The organism is Mesorhizobium sp. M0048, assembly GCF_040323405.1.
Classification (GTDB): Bacteria; Pseudomonadota; Alphaproteobacteria; order Rhizobiales; family Rhizobiaceae; genus Mesorhizobium.
In genome coordinates this window covers 1-24,240 of record NZ_JAMYUV010000057.1, presented here as the reverse complement: position 1 = coordinate 24,240, position 24,240 = coordinate 1, and the positions used below count along the sequence as shown (strand labels likewise).

At 60.6% G+C, this 24,240-nt stretch carries 14 protein-coding genes and 1 pseudogene; 3 read left to right on the top strand and 12 right to left on the bottom strand.

The genetic code is table 11. From position 1 onward, the window contains the following. Positions 1-42: 42 nt before the first annotated feature. From NKJ84_RS28685 to NKJ84_RS28645, 9 genes are all read right to left on the bottom strand, one after another. Entirely contained in the window at positions 43-546 is a 504-nt protein-coding gene (locus NKJ84_RS28685; RefSeq protein ID WP_352509225.1) for a PIN domain-containing protein, read from the bottom strand. Positions 547-551: 5 nt separating this feature from the next. Then, complete coding sequence (locus NKJ84_RS28680; protein ID WP_352509223.1) at positions 552-3,041, bottom strand: HsdM family class I SAM-dependent methyltransferase; 2,490 nt, start codon at positions 3,039-3,041, stop codon at positions 552-554. Further along, on the bottom strand, positions 3,038-3,520 hold the full coding sequence (locus tag NKJ84_RS28675) for a hypothetical protein (RefSeq protein ID WP_352509221.1): 483 nt from the start codon (positions 3,518-3,520) through the stop codon (positions 3,038-3,040). Before NKJ84_RS28675 ends, NKJ84_RS28680 begins: the two co-directional genes overlap by 4 nt. A 124-nt stretch (positions 3,521-3,644) precedes the next feature. Continuing rightward, positions 3,645-7,121: a type ISP restriction/modification enzyme gene (locus tag NKJ84_RS28670; protein ID WP_352509219.1), complete on the bottom strand. Its 3,477-nt coding sequence runs from the start codon at positions 7,119-7,121 to the stop codon at positions 3,645-3,647. Positions 7,122-7,191: 70 nt separating this feature from the next. Then, complete coding sequence (locus NKJ84_RS28665; protein ID WP_352509218.1) at positions 7,192-12,294, bottom strand: ATP-binding protein; 5,103 nt, start codon at positions 12,292-12,294, stop codon at positions 7,192-7,194. Beyond that, positions 12,291-14,114, bottom strand: coding sequence for a methylation-associated defense system protein MAD7 family protein (locus NKJ84_RS28660; RefSeq protein WP_352509217.1), 1,824 nt, complete (start codon positions 14,112-14,114; stop codon positions 12,291-12,293). Before NKJ84_RS28660 ends, NKJ84_RS28665 begins: the two co-directional genes overlap by 4 nt. Then, positions 14,114-18,082, bottom strand: coding sequence for a protein kinase domain-containing protein (locus NKJ84_RS28655; protein ID WP_352509216.1), 3,969 nt, complete (start codon positions 18,080-18,082; stop codon positions 14,114-14,116). The genes NKJ84_RS28660 and NKJ84_RS28655 overlap by 1 nt, the downstream gene beginning before the upstream one ends. A gap of 518 nt (positions 18,083-18,600) precedes the next feature. Next, complete coding sequence (gene scpB, locus NKJ84_RS28650; RefSeq protein WP_352509230.1) at positions 18,601-19,335, bottom strand: SMC-Scp complex subunit ScpB; 735 nt, start codon at positions 19,333-19,335, stop codon at positions 18,601-18,603. 5 nt (positions 19,336-19,340) lie between these two features. Then, positions 19,341-20,297: a DUF1403 family protein gene (locus tag NKJ84_RS28645; protein WP_352509215.1), complete on the bottom strand. Its 957-nt coding sequence runs from the start codon at positions 20,295-20,297 to the stop codon at positions 19,341-19,343. 194 nt (positions 20,298-20,491) lie between these two features. Between NKJ84_RS28645 and NKJ84_RS28640 the strand changes: the two genes are divergently transcribed. After that, entirely contained in the window at positions 20,492-21,703 is a 1,212-nt protein-coding gene (locus tag NKJ84_RS28640; RefSeq protein WP_352509214.1) for a site-specific integrase, read from the top strand. A 109-nt stretch (positions 21,704-21,812) separates the two neighbouring features. Then, positions 21,813-22,147, top strand: a pseudogene (locus tag NKJ84_RS28635) (tyrosine-type recombinase/integrase); the annotation flags it as partial. Here NKJ84_RS28635 and NKJ84_RS28630 read toward each other — a convergent pair. Next, complete coding sequence (locus tag NKJ84_RS28630) at positions 22,144-22,281, bottom strand: hypothetical protein (RefSeq protein ID WP_352509213.1); 138 nt, start codon at positions 22,279-22,281, stop codon at positions 22,144-22,146. The pseudogene NKJ84_RS28635 and the gene NKJ84_RS28630 overlap by 4 nt on opposite strands. A 224-nt stretch (positions 22,282-22,505) precedes the next feature. Between NKJ84_RS28630 and NKJ84_RS28625 the strand changes: the two genes are divergently transcribed. After that, entirely contained in the window at positions 22,506-22,925 is a 420-nt protein-coding gene (locus NKJ84_RS28625; protein WP_352509212.1) for a hypothetical protein, read from the top strand. Positions 22,926-22,972: 47 nt separating this feature from the next. On the opposite strand, the gene NKJ84_RS28620 is transcribed toward NKJ84_RS28625, so the two are convergent. Next, entirely contained in the window at positions 22,973-23,491 is a 519-nt protein-coding gene (locus NKJ84_RS28620) for an RES family NAD+ phosphorylase (RefSeq protein WP_352509211.1), read from the bottom strand. Beyond that, on the bottom strand, positions 23,488-23,877 hold the full coding sequence (locus NKJ84_RS28615) for an antitoxin Xre/MbcA/ParS toxin-binding domain-containing protein (RefSeq protein ID WP_352509210.1): 390 nt from the start codon (positions 23,875-23,877) through the stop codon (positions 23,488-23,490). The genes NKJ84_RS28620 and NKJ84_RS28615 overlap by 4 nt, the downstream gene beginning before the upstream one ends. Positions 23,878-24,240 lie beyond the last annotated feature (363 nt).

The window sequence follows — 24,240 nt, the reverse complement described above, 5'->3', positions numbered from 1 at the left end:
AAGCGCATTACCTTTAAGCATCGCATATCCCACGTTACTGTCTCATATTGTTAGGAGCCGGACATCATGGTCGGCGTCCGGTATACGTTTCATGCGGCCGTCGGCCGTGACCAAGACGAGATCGCGTTCTTTAGCTTGGGCGCACATCCAAAGGTCATTCTCATCAATGCCCAGTTTCTGTCCGGTCGCCTTGTCTACCCATTCCTCGATATACTTAGGGCGATCCTTACGAAGCATCTTGGCCAGATATTTCTGCGCAATACGCGCCTTCACCTCCGCGTAGACGGCGGCAGTATGATGGGTGATATCGAGAATCGCATAAGAACGTGCCTGGACGATCATCGCCTCAAGGGCGGACAGGTTGCCCTTGCCGATCACGGCAGCTAGCTTCGTCCCGAAACCCAACTCAGCTAGCGCGATCGCAGAAATGAACCGGGGGCTTTCAACTGGTAACGCTGCGAGAGACTGGCCTTTCTCCGCGTGGTGGGGATGCGTAGGATCAAGGTAGATCGACAGCACCGTCGTATCGAACAGGTACGCGTCCATCGGAACTACGCCACATAGTCGCGAAGGAAAATCGCTTCTTCGTGGGGCAGCGGTTGGAATACCGACTGAACCCAATCGCCGCTAGCTTTGAACCGCCCAGAAACCCGTTCCGCGAGGCTCAGTGCTAACATCGGATGGGACAAATCCCAATGCTGCCAACCATGTGCAAGAGGGCGTTCCGCGTCTTTGAAAAATGTCAGGAGCTGACGCTCGAGCCGAAGCGGCAAGTCATAAGCTTTCAGTACGGCCGCATCGATTTCCGTCAGGAGCTGTGCGAGTTTGGCATCTCTGTCGGCGAGCAGCTCCCAGTTTTGTAGCATCGTCTTATAGGTCGCAACGAGTTCGCCGATTTTCTCGGGCAACTGGACCGGAATAGGAATGTCGTCGACCACTGCAGTGCGAAAGCGATCTTTGGGCGAGTTGATTGCCAAGAAAGCGTTTGCCACGGCTCCATTCAGGACGGCGCTCAAAGCGAACAAGTCGGTTGATGAAACTGGATTCCTTGGGCGCATGGCGAAGAATTGCTGCGAGCATAGCAACCCCTCTAAATCGGCGAATCCCCCTATGCACCAAGCCCCTCGACTTAATCGAGTCGCGCTGGCGATAAGCTTAGGCGTAGACCAGTCATGTGTCGCCCCGCACCGAAGATTTTCACGACGGAAGTCTAGCCAGAGCTTCTGTGGCGGCAGATACTGGCGCAGGTGGCGCGCATTTCCATAGCCAGCCTTGTATCCTGTTAAAGGCTCAGGACTCGTCGCTTTCGCCTGGCTATAATGCCATTCTAGACCTCGGCGTGTCTCCAGAAGCGCTCCGAACTTCGGGTAGCTGCGTAAATAATCCCAGATGTCGCCAAGTGGCGGAAGCCATAGCTGTCCGCTTGGCGCGGCATCCACTGTCCGCTCCGCTTCGCGTTGAACTGTGATGTGACCGGTTTTCAGAAAAAGGCCGCGATCATACTCGGCCACTTCGGTCGAACGTATCGTAACCTTGTCATCGTCCGCCTCGCGCAAATCGCGGGCAATTACGGCGGAGGATTCCACGTCGGATGCGCCGAAAATGCCATCGGGCATTTTCAAGATCTCGACCAATCCGTACAGCGCTTCTAACCTTTTGCGCTGTTCGGCAAACTGCTGATCAACAATAAAGGATCGAGGAAGAACAAATCCCAGGGCAAGCGGCTTGGAATCCAACGCAGCACTTAGTGCCGCAATTGCCTTAGAATAGGTCTTGCTCGCAACTGGATATCTTGCGCGATCAGCCTTGCTAAAGGATTCAAACGGTGGGTTGCAGACAATGATGTTGTTGGCCTGCAGACGCTTCGCCAAAACATCATCGGTAAACAGGTCGCCTTCTCTAACATGCCAGCCGTTGTGGTTCGGATAGTCCGCGAGAATGAGCGATAAGGTAGCCACCTCACATGCGAAGGGATCGACCTCGTCGCCAGAAATGTGGTTGATGAGAAAATCGTGCCGTTGCTGATCAGTCCATTCGACCGGCAGAAGGTCGCGTAGATGGCGGAGTGCCGACACGAGAAAAACACCGGCTCCGGCAAAGGGCTCATAAATTCTGATATCTTCTGGGCGGTGCCGGTGCAGTTCAAGGCGCTGGACGACGTATTCCGCGACCTGCCGAGGCGTGCTGTGCGTACCAAACAGCTTGCGAGTCTCGGGCGTTACAAGGGTATTTTCGTAGACGAAGGCGAGGTCGTCGGACGAAATGTTGGAAAAGCTTATGCCGGCCCTCAGATGCCGCCATGCCGCATCAAAGATGCCTGGCAGTGCGGCGTTCGGCGTAGCCTCAATCGTTCCGAGCGCATAATAGCTTTCGATGCCAGCAAGCACGGACCCCAGATCGTCCGCGTCCCAGCCATCCGCGTAGGGATGGCGGCGGTCCTGCAGAACCTTGGCAGCCAGCAGACGAAAGACGACGCGGAACAGCGTCCGTACATTAAGCCGGTCTCCGCCGGGCACCTTACGGGCCAAGTCGAGGGTCTCGACTAGCAAGCGATCCAGCTTAACGTGAATCTCGCCTTCGATTGCTGGCAGAAGGCCCAGGTCAACAAAATCGAGCTGATAGGCTGTCCCTGACGCACCGATCGATTTCGCGCGGTGAATAGCATCGGGATGCCAGTTCGCCTGATTGCGTGCGAATAGCTCGGCTATATCGGCGAGCCTGACCTTTTCGATCGCACGCGGTGGTGCGTCGCTTCGCACCTGCCAGACCGTCACCTCGTCTTGCTCGATAACAAACAGGAGAGGTGCACCCAAGGCGCGATGCTCGTTCACCAGATCGACAGCGCGGCGGCCTCCGCCATTCACGACAGCGAGTGCGGCGGACCGGTAAGAGGGCGGCGTACGGGTAAAAGCGGCAAGAGGGACAGTCCGCGTCGTATTGGCGTCACTCAGCACATCCGCGAAGGCATAGTCAGGCACGACCGCCTCCGCGCGATAGCCGACGTCGCGGGCCGCTTGCGCGATGCTCTCGACCGCGTTCACGACCGGACTCCCCCTGCCGCGGCCACAATGCTGACTGGAATGGGGGGGAAGCGGAGCGACGCCTGATCCTCGACGTCGCTTGCAGCGAGGAGCTGCTCGCGGAGCCCAGACACGACGGACCGCAGTGGGATTGTGATCGTTGGCCGGTCGCTCATGAAATCGGCCAGCTCCGGCCGAAGCTGCAATTGCCCTTCGGGCAGATCAACGATCAGTTTGGTGCGCTCAAGTACGGGCCACGGCGACTGGTTACACAGCTCGAACAGCGGTTCGGCGATGGGCGCCAAAGCACCGACGCGAACAGCCATGTCAACCGCGAGCGAGCGGATCACCGCGACGGCGACCAGGTCACCTGAACTAAAACAAGGACTGTGGCCACGCCCCCGACGCAGCGGACCGAGCGCCTTCTTCCAGTGGCGATAGGTTTCCGGAGCGATCGATATCGCGCTCCGCAACTGACCGGGTGTGTATAGAACTGTCACGAATCGACTCACGATCTTGTTGCGAACAACAAGATGCCTCGTTTCGCCTGGCGAGGCAAGAACAATTCGCGAACGGCAGCCGCTGCGCTGCAGCAGCCCGTGTGATATCGGTCGAGGTGGTCCCTCAGGAGGCGGTAGCAGGTCCAACCGACAGCGTTTCCGTGTCCCACATACACGCGGTTGCCTTGATAGCCTCATAACTCACGTCGAGCGCAGGCTGCATGAGAACATATGCGGTCAGCCGCCGAACAATGGCGACGGCTTCGCGCGCCTCGGCCACCGTGATCGGCCTGCCGATAACCTCACGGTCACGATAAGAAAGCCATTTCTTGAGCACCTGATATCCGCCGATCGTCAGTTGGTAGACGCTAGATGGAACACCCTTCAGATAAGCTAAACTATTAAGTCTGACATCTACGGGCAGACCGAGCCGCGTCTCCAAGGCGACAACATCTTCTTCTAGCCGAAGGGCTGCCTCCTCCAGCGCCGCTCGCTCCTCCACGTCATAGCTGTCTCGCTCACGAATATTCCCATTGCCCGGCATCACCGGCGCACCGTTGCCGCCTCTGCCCCAGCTCGTGACCTCGAGATCGGAAGGTGCGAGTGCGCCGCCACCCTCGCGGACGAGCCGACCAAGCATTCCGAAAGGCGCATCGTAGGGCGTGACGTTCACTCCAGGGACGACCTGCTCGGTATCGAGCAACGCTGCAGCCCGGCGTCCTAGTGCAGCAGACGCCTCGAGGTGAATCAGATCGCTCGGGAGCGGCACCCGAGGCCAGCCCCCGAGTATGGCGGATTGATTTTCTTGAAGCCAGCCTGGAGCCGCCATGACAGCGAGTGCATGGTACCACGGAGCATCACCGAGATCGGCGTCCGCATCGGGGTCATTGTCCGTGATCGTCGCAAGCCATGTGCGGGCAGTCGCCGAGAGGTTCGCTCGCCGTGTCGGCGTAGCGAGAAGATCAGCTTGCGGCGCTGCGGACTCGAGGATGCGAAATGGAAACGCGCGGATGTTCGGACGAAGGAGGTGATAATCTGGTAGCGCAGTCACTGGCAGAGCCGGCATTCCCTCGTGTGGCCGTTCGGCCATCATCCGACTAACCAGAAATCGGTTTCCATTCCGGGCTGCAGCGAAGAACTCCGGCCGGGATCGATTCCAGATTGGCGCGACCGTCGTGTAGTAGGCAAAGCGTGTGTCGAGGGGCAGTGACGCGAACCGAACGATACGGTTAGCGTCAAAGCTTTCCCTGGCGAGCAATCGCTGGCGGGCGCGCTCCGGCTCAAAAGCGCCGGCATCCTCTACCGGGCCGATCCCCTCTGCCTTCACAGTTTCGAAGGTGAGCGAAGAATCCATATAGCGTCGCATACGATCGGCGAGACGGTCGCGATCGGTATCTATAAGACTTCCGCGGCGCATTTCGGCTAGCCCGCTAAATGGCTCTGCCTCGGCGAGCGCGATTAGATCGGGCCAGCTATCGTAGTTCGATGCGGGCCCGAGCGGTCGGAAATTGAAGCGGTTTGCGGGTGTAGGATTGGTCACCTCGAACCCGTGCTCAAGCGATCCGCCATCCAGCGCCTCGACCAGCTCTTCGCGCTTTCGGGTGCCCCAGAACTGGCGGTACCTGACTTCGGCTAAGCCACCGGTCGGTCCCTCGCGCACAAACATCCCGACGGCGGTTCCAAGCTTGATGCCTTCGCGATTGAAGGGCGTGGAGAAAACGGATGGATCTGGTCCGCCCTCAGGGGTGCGCTTGCCAGTCTCTCGGCTGTCGCCGTTGAGGCTGTCGATAAAAATGCTTTGGAAGCCCTCAAGGAGCCGGCGGCGAACGACCACGAACGATGGATCGCTCAAGTAAGAATAGCTCGACACAAAACAGATGATACCTCGGCCCGATCGTTCGGTGATCCGGCGCTCGGCGACGCGTAGGAAGCGCGTATAGAGCTCGTCGAGATTGTACTTTCGGATATTCCAGTCAGACCGAAGCCCCTGCTTGAAGGGCTCAACCAAGCCCTCCTCTTCGTCTGGGCTGACGCCGGCAAAAGCATTGTAGGGCGGGTTGCCGATTATAACGAGGATCGGATCTATGCGCTTCACGCGTTCCGCGGCATCGCGTTCGGGCTGAAGCTCTGGAAGGAGCAATTGTTCGACAGGACCAATCGGTTCATTCCAGCCGGTAAGTGCGTTGGTGAGGTAAACCGCAGCTCGTTGCTCGGCGGTCAGCGGAGCGCCCGCGTGCGCCAGCATCATGCCAATCTGCCAATGCGCGACCACAAACGGCGCGGGCATAAGCTCGAAGCCAAAAAGACGCTCACGTGCGGCGGTGTTGAGGTCGTGCGCGACAAGGGCGTCTTCGCCCTGCTCGCGCAGACGTCGCTCGATGACACGCAACACTTCGACGAGGAACGAACCCGTTCCGCAGCAAGGATCCAGCACATGAACGTTGGGGCTCGCCAGGCCGGCCTCAATCCCAAGTTCCTCGCGTAGCGCAAGGTCCACACGCTCTACCATATAAGTCACGATTTCAGGCGGCGTGTACCAAACACCCAACTGCTTGCGCAACGAAGGATCAAAATGCGCGAGAAAGGGCTCATAGAAGTATTGAACCGCGCGACCCTCATCGAAGGCCTCAAAAAATAGTATTCGGTCGACCCGGTGGAGTGCGTCTCCGGTCCAGTCGAGGATCTCGACCAATCCAAGCGGACCCAACCGGCTCGGCGTCGCGACCTGTTCGAACAAGGTGCGGACCATCGGCACGTGCATTGTCCATCCGGCGGCGTGCCAGTCGAAGCGTGCAGTAGACTGTGGTGGAAGGTCTCGAGCCCATTGCACCCATGCGCTGAAGATGCCGTAGAAGAGTGTTTGGACTAACGTTGACCGGAAGAAATGCTCGCCCTTGACATGATCGAACCGCAGACCCAGCGCCTGCTCGAGACCGGAGCGAACCGTCTGCAACGCTGGCAGGTCGGCGCTTGCCTCGATCCTTCGGAGTGCGTCGCGAGCGTAGGAGGCGAGCAGCCAAGCTAAATCCGATGCCCGCGTGAGCGGTGCAAGGTAGCTGAGAGCGCGGCGAAGGTAATCATGGAGCGCCTCAGCGAACTGGCCGAGCGTATTATCGGCGGACGCGTTCTGTAGATCCCAAAACGCGGTTTCGCTGGCGGCAAGGCTGAATGATTCGAGACGTATTGGCTGACCCTGCGCATTTCGACCTATTAGGAGGAAGGTGCGGTAGTTAGAGACCAAAACAAGCCCATAGTGTTGCCAATATTGCGATACCTGCAGCGTATCGGCAGTGAACCATGTCTCTTCGGCCAGCCCTTTCACCTCGACCACGCCACGCTCAGGCGTCGCGCCGGTGCCAGGCGCCGGCTCGCCGCCTCGACACTGCGCTTGGCTGTAAAGCCCAAAATCCGGATGACCAGCGCCTTGGTTGCGGATTTGACCGTTGGCTATCACGCGTGGGCGCAGCTGACGCCCGACCCCATTTAGCAGATTCTCCAGCGCGCTATAGTAGGATGTCTCGTTGGTCGCCGCGCCGGTAGCACGAATCTGACGCATCCGCGTCAAATATGCGTCTAGGAGTTCACGACTGGATTCGGCCAATTCGATTCACCTGCAACATTCGATTCATACCCAAATGGCACCAAGTGCCGTTACTGAAAAATCATACGCGTCAGGACGCGGTCAATCTTAAGATCTTTGGCTTAGCGCTTGACGGGGTGAAGAACATCGCGTGATAGGGCTCAAGCGCCTTCAGCCGGTCCGTTGTGCGCTGCTGCTCGGCCGTGGCGCCCGTATTGCGCGCGAGGGTCCGTGCATCCGCTTCGGTGACCCGGAGCACGAGATAACTCGCGACGGCTTCAAAAATCGCACCGTCAAAATCTCGGACCCCCTGAGATGCAAGTGCGAGCGCTAGGCCATATTTTCGGCATTCTTTTGCAAAACGCGGAATAAGTTTAAGCTTCGCAGCACGATGCGCTTCGTCGAAAATGATCGCGTGGGTGAGGCTATCCTGTACTCCGCGGCGGAACATATCTTTGTAAATGCTGTAGAGCACGAAAGCTGAGAAGGCACGCTGAACGATGTCGTTTGTGCTCAAATGCACTCTAACCAGCGTCGGTCTGTGATCCAAGAGGATGCCGGCCGCACCGTCGTCCCCATCAAAAAAGCCGTAGTCGGTCAGCTCTTGGAGCCGGGCAAGAAGATTTTGGTTCGGCTTCGGGCGCGATTGCAAAATGTCGACGAATGTCTTGAACCGGGGCGGGCCAGGACGATCGCCGTCTCGATTGCTCCAGCCGAGATCGTCATAGCTCTGCTTGATCGCGCCACGCAGTTCTTCGAGCTGGATTTCGCCAAGATCTGGAAAGATTGACGCGAAGATATCGCGTAGCGTTCCAGCCACGTCGATATATGCCGTAGGTCCGGTCGCATCGACGCGCAACGGATTGAAGCCCAAACCATCGAAGTCGATCGTGCGCAAAGGGCCGAGCGTGTGGATGAGCTTCTCGTCGATATCGTCATGGTAAGAGAATATGACGGGCGCGATGCCAGCTGACTCCAATTGCTTAATGATGTTGATAAGGGCCGTCGTTTTCCCCATGCCAGGCAACCCCACCATCATCAAATGAGGATTGGTGCGGATCGAAACTGACCAATCTACTGGAACGTGGGTCAGCGTCTCGCCAAGCAATATTTCGACGGGATCTCCGTAAGATGACGACGTCGGCGTATCGAACGATTCAGTCTCCGACCGCGAGGCGCTTTTGAGGTCGGAACGGCTTCCAACGCTTGTTGCCACACTCGGGACCGCGGGCGTCTCCGCGTCAGGAAGCGAAATGGAGTCCGAAACCCCAGTGCGTGTCCGCAAGTCATCGGGCGTGTCGCCTCCTAGGGTCGAGTCCTCCGACACGCCTGTCTCCACAACGTCAGCGGCTGAGGCATTCAGCGACGAGGGAAATTCCACGGATATCTCATCGTGTACGGTCGGCGCCGGATCGCCGACACTCGGCTCCGGCGGTAGCATCATGCGCTCAGCGGAATGTCCCGTCTCCTCCGGCAGCATCGTCGGTCCAAACAGCCACAGTGCGGTTTCGCTGCGCTCGGAATATATGCGTTCAACTTGACCCGTGCGATGTTCAGGACAGAAGACATAGCCGACGTCTGGATCAGAGACAGTCCCGGGCAGATAGTCCTCCTTTAGTACCAACTGATCGATTTCATTTCTGAGCCGCACATAGCCCTTTTGCGACAGGCGGTGCCGGCTCGCTCGGTCAACGTAGAAGCGCATCAATTTGGCCAGCTGAGCGCGCCGTACGACGCGATCGAGCGGCGCCAACGAGTCGCCGAAGAACCAATCCATCCAGCGATCGCGCAGTTCACTGGTCTGAAGGACCATGTGAGCGAGCATATCGGGTTGACGCGCTGTACGCAGATGCTGCCGATGCTTTACTTCGACGAAGCGGAACTCCAGTGGGCCCCGGCTCGGCGCGCTCACATGGATGAAGTCCGCGCGGCGGGCGCTCTCCCCGACCTCCGTCGCCATATGGACGATCGGTGCGTGATCGGCGATCTCGTCGACCGGGATGAGGACCCCCTGCTCGACATTGAGCCAAGACCCTCGCTGTTCGCCGCTCGCTACACAATGCGCGTACATGAGCGCCAATGCGATCAGTTCGCCGGTCCTGGTACCGCCGTCGGCTAGCCGTATGGCGAGCCTGCCGCTCAGCGCCTTCAGCTGGCTGACAAGGAACCTGCTATTCCTCTCGCTGCTGCTCAACCCCATATCACCGAGCGCCTCATCCACAAGGTCGCGAACGGCGTCCAGATTTGTGGTCGAGGTGACGAGTTGGATCGCTGTCAGATCAGACCGCTCAGGAACAGTATCAATAACGAAACGTTCGTAGGCTTCAGGACTTGCTTGCGGAGAATCGAAATAGTCGAGCGCGGCGTTGCGATCGAGCGTTACCACCCAGTCGCTATGTTCGTGCAACCGCTCGACCCTCATGCGATCCTCCGCCGACAAGCGTGTCTTGAGAACGGGCCAATGATCGCTGGATCCGCCCAACGCTCGCGCGGTAGCGCGTGCTGTCGCGCGATCGACGCGCCGCAGGCGGTCGGCAGCATTCCGATTGTCGGGGCTCGGCTCGCCGCTCAGTTCGGGCGCGGCGAACGTCATCCACGCCAACTCTTCGTCGGGCACGGCGCGTCGCTCCAACGTTCGCAGCAGCCCCCAGCCGTGAAACGGTCGAGCATCTGAAATCGTCGCGGTGGCAACCGTATCCAGTCTCGTCTCGAACAAATCGAAGGCCAGGCTAACATGCGCCGCCCGCATATTGCCCCAGGCTGGGTCTTCGATCGCCGGCTCCTCCCGCTTAGCCCAGCGCAGGCGCGGCACCAAGACCTCGCCCGGTCGCGTCGCAGTCTCGGCCAGCCACCTATCTCGCGGATCTAGAACCTGACCACCTGCGCGCCGCCGTTGGCCGACTGTCGATAGGAACTGCCCGGCGCTGGAGGAGCCCGGGGCATGGAACAGATCGAGGGTGAAGCACAATGGTGATTCAGCCTCATCGTCCTCGTTCAATCCACGCGCCGCGAGCGCTCGCCCCAGAGCCCTGGCGACGGTCATGCCGTCGCCGGCCCGCCACGCCTGAATCGCCAGGAGATCAGGACGCTCACCACTCGCGCCACCATAGCAATCGAGATAGTGGCCTAGCTCGCGCGCGATTGCCGCAGCGCTCGCCTCACCGATCGATGGCGCAGACACCGTGCCGGCGCCGAGGCAAGCCGCGAGCAAGGCGGTCGCCGCCTTGGGTTCGCGCTCGCCGTCCACCGTCATGGCAATAGTGTGGAATCCGATCACGTCGGCAAACACGAAACCGCGCGTCTGCCCTGTCCCAGGCAAGGCAAAGGGAAAGAATGCCGAGTCGATCGGCACAACCGTCTTCTGGATATGGCTCGGCGACAGTCCCTGTTCGTAGCGAGCATGCGCCACAACTTGATCGTAGTGGGCATGCCAGGCAAAGCGGACGGGGTGGAGCGGCGTAACGAGTAGGCCGATTAGCCGTCCTGATTGCGTTCGAACCTCTATCGTACCGTGTCGTGCCAGATGAGGCGTTCCCCCATCCAGAGCCTTCTCCCAGGCGTTGACGTAGTTGTCCGCAACCGACCAGCCGACGGTAACAATACGACCAAGCAGCCCTGCACTCCCAAGCTCTCCCGCGAGTTTGCGGCTAGCATCCCGTGCACGCTCCGTCGTCGCGCTTCGATCAGCCGGTTCGAGTTCGACGAACTCCAGTTTACCGATCGGAGAGCCGTCAGCGCGTACAGTCTGGACCCAATGACCGATGGTGCCACTGCGCGCAATCCAATCCATCTCCATGGCCCGTAACAGTGCCGGTCGGTGCACACGCGCGCCCTTGGTTGCTGTTTCTCCCTTCCAAGTGAGGAAGCCCTTTCGATCCTCGACAGGGCGCTCCGCGGCGCCGGGCCCGGCAACCAGTTGCTCAAATGCCGCGCGATCACTTACGCTTATCGCGCCTTCAACGAGCGTGCGGACCTCCTGGCCAGACGCGCTGGTCAGTGGCTTGATTGTCGCACCGAATTCGAGGGTGAACGGCTCGCTCTGCAGGGGCGCCACGTTCTCCAATCCGATCACCGCGACTTCTACAACTGCATCGAACTTCTCAGTTCCCTCAAGATCCTCGAAGTCATCAACCGTGATCGCGACCTGTTGAGTCTTATGGTCGCGGTGGCGCACTACACGCTCAGCAAGCATGTCTTCGCCAGCAATCACTGACACTCGATAGTCGACACTTCCGGCCTCCAGACTTTCGGGGTCACTGGACCAACGAACCGTCAGTTGCGCCCGATCCTTAGCGCTCGCCGTCCGGTCAAGAATTAAACGAGGGGTCGTGTCCTCACCCGCTGCTTTGGCCAAACCGGACCATTTCAAGATTCCGCCCTTAGCATCACGCCAGGGAGCCAGGAAGATTCGGCGCAACTCCTCACTCGCGAACCCGGGCTTTAGAGTGCCAAGCCAGAGGTTGGGTTGCTCTTCGATGCGCCGTGCAGCCTCCTCCGGACTCATGCCCGACACGAAACGCAGCGCCCGCTCCAACTCGGGGCCTCGTACGCCCGCATCTTCCAATTGCAGCGCGCGAACGCGCTCGGCTATCGCGCGCGTATCGCTCACATAGAGCAGGCGATCTGCGAGCTCGGCCGACATATCGAGTTCGCTCGTCGAAGGGTCGTCGTCGCTTGCAACCGGCCAGAGACCAAGCCGAGCGAGGGCACCGCCCGGATCATCCGCGGCAGCAACGTAGAAGTCGAATTTCGACCAAGGCGTCAGCCGGCGGCGGCGGCCGAGGCGTTCCGCGCGCCAGACAGCCTCATCCAGCACTCCCATGCGACCGAAGAACGGTCTGCGCGCCAGCTTCAGCGCCTCGCCGAATAGCTCAGCCTCGCCGATTTCACGGCCAGCGCTGTAAATGCCGTCGAGGCCAGCCCCAGCGCGGAGCGGATCCACCAGCAACAATGCGGCATCGGCCTTGTCCTCGCGCTGTTCAACGGCTTGATCAGCGGAAATGCGTCTGCTGCCAGCCGTGTCGACCACGGCATTAACCGTCCAGCCCGGCACTACGAAAGCCTCGCTGTCGGCCAGGGCATCAATTTGCTCCGACGGCAAACATCGCAGAAAAGCCACCGCGCCAGAACTTGGCGCCCCGAGCCGATTAACAACGGCCTGAGCCAGAAGTGCGGCATGGCGAGGTCCTGTCACGCGGGTTCTTCCATCTGTTCGATGTCGTGGTGGGCGCGATAGCGAGCCTTGAGCTTTTTCATACGCTCGGCGTCGTTGACGCCGATCAACAACCCCAGGTCTCGCAAGCGCCGCTCAAGCATCCGCCGATTGCGCTGGAGGAGATCGCTTGGCACCGCCAGGTTCGGTGGCGCCCGATCGATGTAGAGTCCATATTGCTCTCGCAGAACACGCAGGAAATCGGGGTAGGACAGCGGTTGCTCCTTGCGGCCCTTGCCGGTCCGACGAACGTGCCGATGCACAAGATATTCGATGACGGGGTTGGTTAGAACGAAGGACAAAGCGTCACCACGACGGCCCTGTCCTTTCTTCCGGGTCTGATGAAGGGTGACCTTGCGACGCTTGGCCAGTCCATTCACCTCGTCGATCATCAATGCCGAAGTCAGGAAGGTGTTAAGCCTTTCGGTTCCCTTACTCGAGGAGCCCGTAAAGGCAGTGCTCAACGCTTCCGCAAGCGCGCGGCCAGGATCACCTTCACCCGACTCTTCGCCGAGCAAGGCGCGCAACTCGAGATCCTCAGCCGACTCGGCCGCGTCGCGCAGCTTTCGCGCAGTTCGCGTAAAATGGCGCCGGGCGTCCCGTGCCTCCTCATGACTGCCATTCAGAACCGAACCGAGCAGATTGAGCCAGTCCGTACCGTCTGGCGATGTGGGCGGCCACGATTTGCGGTCAATCTCCGACTCGCTGCGCACAAAGTGGTCGAGGAGCCGCGCGTGCATCAGCACCGCCGGCAGCCGGTTAAGCGCCTGTCGCATCAGGAAGCCGGATTCCTCGGATGTGGCGCGAAGGGCTAGATCGGATCCGCTTGAGCAATCTACGAACAGCGGGAACTTCGGCGCAGCGGCCACTTCCGGCAGCACACCAGTTGTGCCCCAGCGGTTCATGATCTCCACGGTAGCCGTCAGGATTGTAGTCAACCCGATCGCGATCGCCGACTCGAACATCTGTAGAAGCGCCGCACGCGGCATCGCAGCGCCACGCGCATAGCAGTCGAGAAAGACCAAGAGATCATCTCGGAAAATCTCGGCCGCACGCGCTGCGATCGGGCGTTGATTAGGGATTGGCCCCGGATTGTTCCGCCCGATCGCCTTGGCCGGGGCCTCGCCGCATCCCTGCGCCAATCGGATCGTTACCAGCTGGTCGAGTGGAAGTGGTACCGCTTCGTCAAGCTCATCTGATCTAAGGTCGCTCTTGAGGAGGCCCGTCGTCTCCGTACCCGGCGCGAGCGACGCCAATAGATCGTTGTCCTGCACTCTTGCTCCGACCCGATATCGACCGCGCTCCGCAAATGGCTCTACTATTTCGCCGTCCCGCTGGTTGCTGAGCAGTGCGGTGACCATTTCGGGAACGCCGCGCAAATTCGCCGAGCTGCTCGGAAGGTCGATCCATGACGCAAAATAGTGGTTCGCAAAGCAGCGCTGAACCTGCTCGTCGTGAGACTCCGAATGCCGCCGATTTTCTAGGATCGACGTGAGCAGAAAGTCACCCAGGATTGCTCGACCAGTAGCGGAATCGAATCCTTCGATACTTGGGTCCTCGACCAGCCTCGCAACCGTCGTAGAGATAGTCGGGGGAGCGCCCGCACCGTAAGCCTCAGCGAATTTCCCTTTGCCGCGGCGATTCCCCCAACGGAAAAGATACAGCATCATCGGCAGGATAGCCCCGACCGAAAAGTCTTGCGGCGTGAACGGAAAGACTGGCGGATAGGTGCTCGTCCAAATCTGGGCGGTCATCTGGCTACCCAAAACGGATTCAACGACCTGACGGGTTTCGTTCGCCATTATGCGCTCTCGTTTTTGAGGAGGATCGTCTGGCGGCCGTCGCGACTCTCGATGTCGAGGCGATGGACTTTTTCGTTGTCCGCCGGGTTCCAAGCGTTGAGCGCTCGCTCGTCCTCCTGAGCCAATCGGCTTGTGAAAACACCTAGGTTGGCAAACACGTCATCAGAAAAGGCGTCGAGAATTTGAACACCATCAGCGAGATCCATCAAGAGGCTGTAGAGCTCGAGTGGGATCCGCAGTTCATCAGCCCCAACGTGATCGGGCGCATAGCGCAATGTAAGATAGCGGTGGAGCGTCTCCATACCGACCGTCGCCTGAAAATGCTCGGCGACTAGCGAGAAGCGCTCGAGAGATTTCTTTATCCAGAACGCGGTTTCTGTCGGCGTGCGGGGCACAACCCTGATGGGGACGCGGTCTAGTTCGCGGTAAGCGAGATCCGGTAGCGCCTCGAGCCTAGATAGACCGTTGCACAACCGCTGCTTGATCAAGGATTGCTCCTCGCCCGAAAGCAGCGGGAAATGCCGGAACTCGTCCGCGCGGCGGCCGTCGCGCAGTGTCAGGGCAGCCTCATCGCCGCCGACTGCCTGCACTTGACCCGCCGACCAGCCGAAGTAAGCTCGGCGTCGCGCGCCCCGCAACGGGAGGGGACGGCCAAATAGATTTCGAAACCGCCGTGCACCATGGGCGGGGTCTGGACCGCCGCGGCCGACGAGATAGCGATCGACCCGCGCGTGTCCCTCTAGCGCAGGATCGAGCCGCGCTAGTTCTCTCAACAAATCGCCCTGACGGGCCGGCGACTCGGGATTAAACGCATGGTCTGCGGGATCGTGGGGCTCCAGGTCAGGATTATTGTGCAAGTCTTCGCAGGCATTTAGTCCGAACAGAATGTAGCTGATCGCGGCCTTGAGTTCGCGCGCGGTGATATGGATTTCGTTGCGCTGGTGGACTGTCTGCAAAGCGTCGGTCAGCCGCGCCCGCAAGCGGTTGCCTTCAGCGAGGATGCTCGGATCGCTACTTGCGCCCATCATGTCGGCAGAGCTCTTCATCGTACAGCGCGCCTGAGCAGTGCAGGTTCGGCAAGGGGCCCAGATGGTCGCGGCAGCGTCTCCGCCGACGAGACGGCGGACCAACTCGTCAACAAACTCGGTCGTTATAATACCGCGGGCTACGTCCAGCCCGCCGACGAGCGAGCGATTATTGAGCTCGACGAGTCGGATATGAGGAGAAGTTTGCTCGCTCTGATGACTGAGCGCCGCCGCCAGGTCGGAGGTCAGGGCCGTTTCGCCCTGCTCCAATTCAACGTGCTCAATCCACTCCATGAGCCGACCATCATTGACCGCGACCAGATGGACTCGGCGGTCATTTGTTGGTCCGTTGAGAAAAGGACCGAAGAGTTCGTCAAGCAGGCTGTCAGCCGATCGGCCCTTCCAGCTTGCAGCCCCGTCAAGATTGATCTTCGCTGTCCGACCCGCGAGGTCTCCCGTCCATACGCGTTCGCTCGACTGCGGCGGTTCGCCACCGAGAGTTTGGACAAGTCGCTGCAGGAAGGCGGTCTTCCCATCGCCAGCGTTGCCGCAGAGAATTATGAGCGACACGTCTCCGGCCGCGATAGCCGCCGGCAACACTGTATCGAGCGCGGTCGGCACATAGGTGTCGAACGCAAATTCGGAGTCGAGGCCGCGGGTCTCAGTATTGCCGAAGCGAGAGCCCGGATAGGTGCTGAGGATGTCCTTCACCCGCGGAACCTCGTTCGGACCAAGCGGCTCGGGGGCAGCCGAAACCGCACCGGCTGTGGGTACGGAATGCTGGCCGATGGAGCGGCTTGCGCGCAATTCCTGCAGCGCGGCGCCCGCGTTCACGAACCGCCTATTCGCAGGGCCAGTAGCCCGATCAAGAAGGGGAACTAGCGCTGGAAAGGCAGCTCGCTGCTCGTTCGTCCAATCGAGACCCAGCCCAGCTTTTGCTGGTGCCGGCGGACGATTGGTGATCGCATGAAACAGCGTTGCTGCAAGGCTATAAACGTCGTCTCGGGCCAGGTTTCTCCCACCGTCGCGCCGCTCCGGCGAGGCGTAGAGCACGGTACCCTGGCTGCGCGGCTGACTGTCAATCGGTCCCGCGAGATCATAGTCGATGAGGACGACCTGCGCCTCATCAACGAGAATGTTGGATAAGCTAACGTCGCCGTGCACCCAACCCTGGGCGTGAAAAGCGTCAAGCGCTTCGCACAGCGTCTCGAACCAACTGATGACGAGCTCTTCAGTGGATTCCGCTCCGTCCACCTGCGCGATGAAGTCTAGGTCGCCGGACCAGGTGCTGAGTGGAGCCCCCTGCGTCCAACGGAGCAAGCTCATCAGTTCGTTCACGTTCCAACTGCTCGAACATTCAAGGATGTTCGAGAGCCCTCTGCGCAACGACAAGGGGCGCAATCTTTGATAGGCCGCCAGCGACGCGGGGCCAAGGTCAGGATTGAAGACCGCCTTGCCAACGAACGTTCCGATCGGCTCCCCATCTTCAACGTCAAGCTGCTCAAGCTTGAAGGTCCGGCCGACACCGCCCTGGCCGAGCACGGAAACCACTCGGTAGTGCGAATCCTTCCACTTGAAGCGATGCCCTTCGTCCCACCTTGCAGGCGAAATAGCTTCCGGCTTCACGGGCGGCAGTTCGACGGGTTCAGCATCTCGCTCCTGAAGGAGATCCAGAATGTCTCTTGCGCGAGGGCGGCGTGACGGATCGGGATCGCACCCCAGGAGAAGGATCTCGCGAATATCCGGCGCCTCATCCGCCGAGAAGAGCTCGACCAACACGCCGCACAGGCTGAAAAGGTCGGATGACGGCGTCGCCGCAGCTAATCCATTTGATCGAACTTCGGGCGCTGCGAACGCACCGAGATTGTCGCCGATTTGGCCTTCGCTCAACGTCTGGGCAGACGTGAGCCGCGCCCACCGCCAACCCGCAAACAACGGGCTGTTATCGGCCCGAACACGCAAGCTTTCTGCTTCGAGCGCCCGATGGAGGAGCGGTCCCTCGCTTGACTCCGTAAACTCCGCGAGGGCGATCAGCGAACGTTCGGCGAAGTCCCGGCGTTGGGGCAAGGTCCAATCCCGGTTTTCCTTCAACACCGATGTCGGGACCGCAGCGCTGTCGCTGACGCTGAAGAAGAACATCTCGCCGGCGTAGTTTGGTAGCGCCTGCCAGGTATCAACGAGGCTCGGAAGGTGCGGCGATTTCTGAAACCGCTGGATGACATCGAACTCGCAGCGGGCGCGGCGCGCGGTCAGTGCTGGAGCCTCGCCTGGCGGCGCGGCCGACAAATCGTAGGTGTGAAGAAGGACACGATCGCCGGACCACGGATCGCGCGCAGTGAAAATGCGCTGAAAGCGATCCTGTTCGTCGGTCAGGAGCCGGAGCTCATCGAAGCGACCCAATCGCTTGAGCCGAGCGGCATCGGCGAGATTATACCGAACCGCCAAAGCATTCGCGAGCTTGTTGCCATCGACCGACCCCGGCGACTTCGGGCCGGCGACAAGGTCCGGAACATCCTTCAACCCATAAGCGAGAACGCCGAATGGATGCCTCGGCGACTGGCCATTGCGCTTAAGCGATCCGGGTTCGCGTGTGAAGAGGAATGCCGGAGGGACAAACCCAAGACGCGGGTCGACGGAACGAAGCCTTCCGGCGATCCGCTTAGACTTCGCCACGACTAGTTCGGCCGCGGGATCCGAAATGTCTCCCTGTCGCAGGGCAGTAGCGTCCCAGTGCTTGACCTCGACGACCACGACACCGCCCGGGCCAATGATCACAATATCGATTTCGTCTGCTTGGCCACGCGGATTTGGATGCGTGAGATTCGTCAAGACAAAGACAGTGTCCTGCCCATCGGCACGACGAAGCTCTAGGTTGACGGCGTTATAGGCCGTGAGTTCGCTTGCATTTGCAAACGGGCCGCAAGGTAAATGTATAACTCGCAAGCGAATCCCCCCCGTTCAATATCATTTAACTACAAACGACCCCAACGCAACCACATAGAGTGGCGGGAAATGCAGAGTCCAATCGCGCGTCCTGTAAATCCGGGGAAAGCGGTGCGGAATGGTGAAAAGTTAATGTTGCTGGAGTTTTGGAGAGTATCGCCGCAATTAACTCTGTCCGCCAGGAAAAGATTCGACCGCAAAGTCGCGCAAGGAATTGCTCGGGCGATCCCTCGCGAGATGATGGATGGCAACTCAACAGGAGTACCATCCGAGACGTTCAACGACCGCCTTGCGGCACAAAGCGGTCATGCCTGCCTCCGCCGGCAATTGTTCGGGGGGACGGAGACGTCAGAGCATTCCTGAATCGTCCCCAATGCGGGGTTCTTGAAGCCGGTTAATCCCGGTCTGCCAAGATGTCATAGCTTGCATCTTCTTCAATGCTCTCGCTGATCGCAGCACCAGATTCGGAGCATGAACTCAAGTGGCGGTTGCCCAGGCCCTATCAAACATCCCTCCCCTCAGCTACCAAACTCGATACCCTCGCTATTAACGCCTGCATCTTCCTCTTCGCCCTCCCCGCTGCTCAGCCCGGTCGGAATATCTCCAGCCAGCAGTTTCTCCTTCGACAGCAAACCGGCATCCTCGAGCGCCTCGAAATCCGGCAAGTCGCGCAGCGTATCGAGCCCGAACTCCAGCAGGAACTCTTTTGTCGTCACGTAGGTGTATGGCGCGCCCGGCGTCGGGCTACGCGGCCCGGAAGCGATGAAGCCGGCGCCGCGCAGATGACCAATAAAATCGCGACTGATCTCCTTGCCGAAAAACGACGACAATTCTCCACGCGTGATCGGTTGGAAGTAGGCGATGCACATCAGCACCAACACTTCGGGCTGCGTGAGGTCTGCCGCGCGCTCACTTCCGCCTACGGCCGCTCGGATGGCGTCGGCATAGGCCGGCCGGGTCAAATGTTTCCAGCCGCCGGCGACGGCGACCAGGTCGTAAGGCCGGCCGCGCAGCTCCTCGCGAATGTCATCGATCAAAAGGTCGACGCTGCAGCTTTTCCCGACGATCCGCGCCAGCGTCTCGCGCCCGACCGGCTCGCTGGAGGCGAAGATCGTCGCCTCGACCCGGTGCATCCATTCACGCCAACGCGCTTCCGGCGGCAGATGATCGAGTTCCCGATCAAACAAATGGTCATTTGGCTGGCCGTCGCTTCCTTTTGCTCCTCCCCTTCTCCTACGTACGCTCTCCGCTATCATCTTCAGAGCCCGTAAAGGCGGAACGTGGCACGGCCGGACAATTCGCGCACGGCGCCGAGTTCGACCAGCCGGTCGAACAACCGGCGCAGCCCACGGTCACTCATGCCTGCGATATTTGCGGATGCGACGATCGCGTCATCGGACAGGAGTCTTTCGACGACGATGCCCGCCGCCTTGGCCCGCAGTTTCGGCGCAACTGCAAGCAGCCGGTCCGCGCGGCGCTCGAGCTCGACGGAGAGATCAATGGCGCGCAGTGTAGCGCGCGCCTGCGCGGCCAGCAGGCTTTTGGCCCAATCGGAGTCCGTTTCGGCACCTGCGGCCAGAGCTCCACCCACTGGTCGACGCGCCCGACCCATACCCACAGCTAAGGCCGCCTCGCCGCCCAGCAAAGGGATTGCATGCGTCCAGCCCAGCCGCTGCGCGAGCAAGGCATCGGCAAGCCAGGCTCCGAGGACGCGCCCGAAGCCGTAACGCTCCGCGGCCGCGAAGGCCCCGACCAGCGTTTCGACCGTTCCGGTGTTGGCCACAAGCTGTCGGAGATCATCGGCTAGTTCGCCGACTGCGTCCTGGTCGCGGCGGATACCGAGGTCATCAAGCACCGCGCCAGTGCTCGCCTCTGTCAGCAGTTTCTCGGCAGGCGTGCCGGCCAGCCGGCGCCAGGCAAGCAGCATCGATCCGGCCGGGCCGACAGACAAAAAATCGCCCGGGCGTGTGAGCAGCACAGCATCGCGCAGTGCGCTTTCATCCTCGACGCGGCCGGCCTGCCTTGCCGTCACCGCTGCGGCGACGAGGGCCAGGCGCTGCCGCCAGGCGCCGGCCCACCGCTCTTGCCGGCGGACGACCGCATCGAGCATGCTGATGGCGGCGCCTGCGACGAGCGCGATGTCCTCGACATCTTTTCCCGCAAGGCTTTGCGCATCCGGGACAGCGCGGCGCAACCAGACCGGCACCGTTGCCATTGGCACGGTCGGAGGGGCACCGGCGAGCGCGGTGTAGTGGTGCGAAGAGGGTTTGGGACGCAGAATCATCGCAAGCAGGATGAATCATGGCGGCGCTTTTGGCAACGGAAATAGGCAGAAAGCGCTGTACCTGTCGCACGAGAAAAACGAACGATAATGTTGCATTATCCGTCGTTTTCGTATTTATATAAAGAATGACCGTTTTCATCGAGCAGAAGCCCAAAAATCACGCCGAGCGACCTTCCGGACCGTCCCACAGTGCAGGGTCGGCGGATCATGTTTCGACCGCGCAGGTGTCGGCCGAGACCGATGGCGACCTGCCGGACATCATCGACGTCGTCATGGAGATGGGCGCAACGCCTGAAGAGACGCTGGCCGAAGCCCCCTCCCCTCTTCCGGCCGTCGCCAATTCCCGCCTGCCGGCGCATCTCGACGCGCTGGCCGATCGTGCGCGCGACTATGTCGAGGCGGCGAGCTCCAGCAACACGCGACGTGCCTACGCATCCGACTGGAAGCATTTTTGCGCCTGGGCGCGCCGCCAAGGTCTGGAGGTATTCCCGCCGGAACCGCAGACTGTCGGCCTCTACATCACCGCCTGCGCATCCGGTAAGGCGACCGGCGACAAGAAACCCAATTCCGTCTCGACGATCGAACGCAGGCTCTCCTCGCTGACGTGGAACTATGCGCAGCGTGGCCAGCCGCTGGACAGGAAGGATCGCCATATCGCCACGGTCATGGCCGGCATCCGCAACAAGCACGCCGCCCCGCCCCGGCAGAAGGAGGCGGTGTTGCCCGAGGATCTGATCGCCATGCTGGAAACGCTCGAGCGAGGCACCCTGCGCGGCCTGCGCGACCGGGCCATGCTGCTGCTCGGCTTTGCCGGCGGCCTGCGCCGTTCCGAGGTTGTCGGCCTGGATTGCGGCCGCGACCAGACCGAGGATTCTTCCGGCTGGATCGAAATCCTCGACAAGGGCATGCTGTTGCGCCTGCGCGGCAAGACCGGCTGGCGCGAGGTCGAAATCGGGCGAGGCTCGTCCGACACAACCTGCCCTGTGGTGGCGCTGCAGACCTGGCTCAAGCTCGCGCGCATCGCGCACGGTCCCCTGTTCCGGCGCGTCACCGGCCAGGGCAAGGCGGTCGGCGCCAACCGGCTCAACGACCAGGAGGTCGCCCGGCTCGTCAAGCGGACCGCGCTGGCAGCGGGCGTGCGCGGCGATCTGCCCGAAGGCGAACGCGGAATGATGTTTGCCGGCCATTCGCTGCGCGCCGGCCTCGCCTCCTCGGCCGAGGTCGACGAACGCTATGTGCAGAAGCAGCTCGGCCACTCAAGCGCCGAGATGACCCGCAAATATCAGCGGCGGCGCGACCGCTTTCGTGTCAATCTCACCAAGGCATCGGGACTGTAGAAAAGCCCCCTCCCCTCCCCCCGATTTCGGCCACGCAATACCCGGTCGGGAGAGCAGGATTTTCAGCTTAGTCTAGCGCTTCAATTGAAATCGGGAAGTAAAAGCGACACCGGTGCTGGTCCTAAAAGACTGGCTTGAGCGCGCCGGCATCAGCGACGGCGCCGTATTTCGCGGCATCGACCGCTGGGGCAATGTGGAAAAACGCGCCCTGACGCCGCAGGCCGTCAATCTGATCCTGAAGCGCCGCGTCGCCGAGGCGGGCTCGACCGGGCGGCGTTTTCCGCCCATGGCCTGCGCTCCGGCTATCTCACCGAAACCGCCCGTCGCGGCATTCCGCTGCCTGAAGCCATGCAGCAGTCACAGCACCGCTCCGTCCAGCAAGCCTCGAATTATTACAATGACGCCGAGCGGACGCTTGGAAGGGCGGCAAGACTCATCGTTTAGGAACCCGGACTGCCGGTTGCGGCGCCGACCTCCATCGTTATCCGCCGCTCGGCGGCAAAGCCGGTCATCGCGCGCAATAAAATGATATAATACGCATTCGTGGTCTTCACCACGAGCGTGCGCCGGTTCATCATATCGTTGGTCGTCGGTGGGTCCTTCGAAAAAGGTTTGTGTGAGCAACCCGACCCAGCCGGAAAAAATCGATGACCGCCGCTACGCCGCTCGCTCGCTAGCGCTGTTGAGGGCGCGCTCGCGAGCGGCTTCGTCATCGCCGAGCTACACGCGGCGGGGCATGCTCGAGACAGCTCGTGGTACCGACCTCTGATGCGTTGGCATCTATAGGGGACGCCGAACGACAATGCCCGTCAGTTTCAAAGACATAGAGTTAGCTTTCGGATTCGTCAGTTCTGGGGGCAGGGGAGAAAATCAGGCCTTTCTGTGCAAGCAGTCAGACACGCTCTACTGGCATTCCGAGGTCACGGGTGATTTGGACGAATTGCCGGATGATATCGACGACAGCGACAAATACGTCCAGATACCTGACAAGAAAGAACTCGACCTGGGCAAGCCGCTCGTCCTGGACTTCGCCCGCCAATTTCTGCCTGACAACGTCGGTGACGTTCAAGAAATCTTCAGCAAAAGAGGCGCGTACGCAAGATTCAAGGATCTGTTGCAGCGAAGGGGTGCACTCGATCGGTGGTACGCTTTCGAAGCGAATGCGGAAGAAAGAGCGTTGCGGATGTGGTGCGATGACAATTCGATCGAGGTCGGTGACTGATATCGCCTCCGAAAGCGTCGCGCGACATCCCTGCCCTTCGCGAATTCTCATCGCCAGGACAGCTGGTCCCTTGGCAGCCGGCCGCTCGGGTCGAATACAGTTACCTTGTGCGGAAGACGCGGACCCCAGTCCCAAAGCACCAGGTTGCGATCCTCAGTCTCGGCACCGGGAGCAAAACTCGGAACCAGAATACCGGCAATGCCTCGCGGCCGCAGTCGGTCATAGATGGACCATGACGCTGGGCGGTTTCCATCGCTGAGAGCCGTCGCCCAGGCGCAGGCCATGTCCTCGAGCGTGATGGAGAATTCTCCCCTCGCCGGTTCTATCGTCAGGTCCGCAACGTCGTCGCAATCGACTTCGTAGGAGCACAGCACGCAAGGGTCGATCCGATGCGCGAAACCCTGGTTGGCTTCCTTGACCGCTGTCATGACGGTCAGCGCCAGATAGAGCGCCGGCACACCCTTGGGATTGAAGCGTGCACCCCGGATCGCCGCTCCATCACCGGAAGTCGGCTTGAATGCCCAACGTGGATCATGCGCCCTGTAGCAGGTTCCGGCAAACCTCAAGCAAAGCCACCCAGGGCGATATGATCGAGATAATCGCGAACTGCAGCGGCCCTGCCCTCCTTCACAAGCGCTTCGGCGGTGCGCCCGCCGAATGCCGGAAGCGGCTGGGCTCGGTACCAGGCCATCGCCTGTTCCTTGCCGCCCGCCCAGTCCGTCACCCGGCTGATGATCTCGAGCATTTCACGCAGACGTCCCTGTGTCTTTACCGTCCGGCTGCGCTCAGACCGGTAGAGGGTCTCGCGAGCAAGACCGGCGGTCTGGGCCAACTGGCCCTTGGACATGCCAAACCCATCCGCGACCTGCTCGATCGCGATCTTCCCGCTCCGGTCCATATAGGACAAGACGAGAGGTTCATTCTGCACGGAAGTCTTGAGGGCCTGGCTCATGGGATCCCACCATATATACAGCCACGTTTCTTGTGCAAAAAATATGGCAATTTTCGGCAGTTTTCAAGCCCGCAATCGAACCAGCTTGAGCGCCTACATGAGCGGATCACAAGGGGAGCTGCTCGATGGTCGGCTTCGTCAGCCAAGAACCTGCCCCATCGAGCCCAAAGGCTTGCTCTCGTGGCAGAACCAGTCATCTCGTGATCTCGATCCGCAGGGACCGCCGTCACTTTATAGTCCGCGGTTGACGCTCAACATTTCCGAGCCGCTTGTACGCGGCCCAGGCATCAGCTGGAACAGCGCTGCCGGCCCGCGCCAGCCAAGCCGCACGATCGGATTCGGCAAGTGAGTTCCACCACACCA